1 protein-coding gene is annotated in these 1,353 nt (G+C 63.9%); it reads left to right on the top strand.

What is annotated here, in order from left to right; genetic code table 11:
• Positions 1–103: 103 nt before the first annotated feature.
• Positions 104–1,300: an IS256 family transposase gene (locus GAL01_RS15375; RefSeq protein WP_062026910.1), complete on the top strand. Its 1,197-nt coding sequence runs from the start codon at positions 104–106 to the stop codon at positions 1,298–1,300.
• Positions 1,301–1,353: the final 53 nt, after the last annotated feature.

Genomic DNA, 1,353 nt, shown 5'->3' with positions numbered 1-1,353 from the left:
CTGTGTCCCGTGGGGTGGTGTAGGAGTGAGATTGGCTGCTGAGGCGGCCACCGCCGGTCTTTGATAGGGTTCGGGTGCGAAACTGAACCTGAAGGACCTGACGATGACCGACGAGAAGATGGCGCTGCTTGAGCTTGTGGAGCAAGCGTCTGATGGCGATTTTGTTCGTGAGATGCTGGCGTTTGCTGCCGATCGGATGATGGAGATGGAGGTCGAGGCCCGGACTGGGGCGCCGTTGGGCGCGCGTTCGGCCTCCCGCTCAACCCAGCGCAACGGCTACCGCGCCCGGAACTGGGACACGCGGGCGGGCACGGTGGAGCTTGCGATCCCGAAGCTGCGCAAGGGCAGCTATTTCCCGACCTTCCTTGAGCCCCGGAGGACGGCGGAAAAGGCGCTGCTGGCGGTCATCCAGGAAGCCTATGTGCAGAGGATTTCCACGCGATCGGTCGATGATCTCGTCCGTGCCATGGGTGCCGGCGGCGTCTCCAAAAGCCAGGTCAGCCGTCTGGTCGGGGAGATCGACGAGCGGGTCAACTCCTTCCTGTCCCGGCCGATCGAGGGCGAATGGCCGTATCTGTGGATCGATGCGACGTATCTGAAATTGCGCCAGGGCGGCCGGATCGTGTCAATCGCCGTGATAATCGCCGTGGGCGTGAACACCGATGGTCGCCGTGAAGTGCTGGGCGTGGCGACGGGACCGTCCGAAGCAGAAGCGTTCTGGACGGATTTCCTGCGTTCCCTGGCCGATCGCGGCCTGCGTGGCGTGAAGCTGGTGGTGGCCGACGCGCATGCCGGGCTGCGCGCCGCGGCCGGTCGCGTGTTCAACGCGACCCTGCAACGCTGCCGGGTGCACTGGCTGCGCAACGCACTCGCTTATGCCCACGCGAAACAACGTCCTGCCATCACGGCCCTGTTGCGCACGATCTTCACGCAGGAAACGGCGGACGATGCCGCGCGCCAATGGCGGCACGTCACGGACAAGCTGCGCGAAGGCTTCCCGAAACTGGCGGACTTCATGGAGCGGACAGAGCCGGATGTGCTGGCCTACATGGGCTTTCCCCGGGAGCACTGGACCCAGATCTCGTCGACGAACCCGATCGAGCGGGTGAACCGGGAGATCAAGCGTCGCTGCGACGTCATCGGCATTTTCCCCAACGACGCCGCCATCATCCGTCTTGTCGGGGCCTTGATGCTGGAGCAGAACGACGAATGGGCCGTGTGCCGACGCTACATGACGCTGGAAGGATTGGCCGCCATAAGCCATAACCAAACTATCAGCCTGCCAGCCGTGGCTGCCTGATAACCTCGAACCTATCGAGGATCGGTGTTCCTACACCACGCCCAGGGACACAG

Source organism: Gluconobacter albidus (assembly GCF_002723915.1).
Lineage (GTDB): Bacteria > Pseudomonadota > Alphaproteobacteria > Acetobacterales > Acetobacteraceae > Gluconobacter > Gluconobacter albidus.
The sequence above is the reverse complement of the archived record's forward strand: the minus strand, read 5'-3'. Positions and strand labels throughout refer to the sequence as shown.

Bases quoted from the DNA above. Each gene is read 5' to 3' on its own strand.
- GAL01_RS15375 (WP_062026910.1), top strand. From the start codon at position 104: ATGACCGACGAGAAGATGGCGCTGCTTGAGCTTGTGGAGCAAGCGTCT.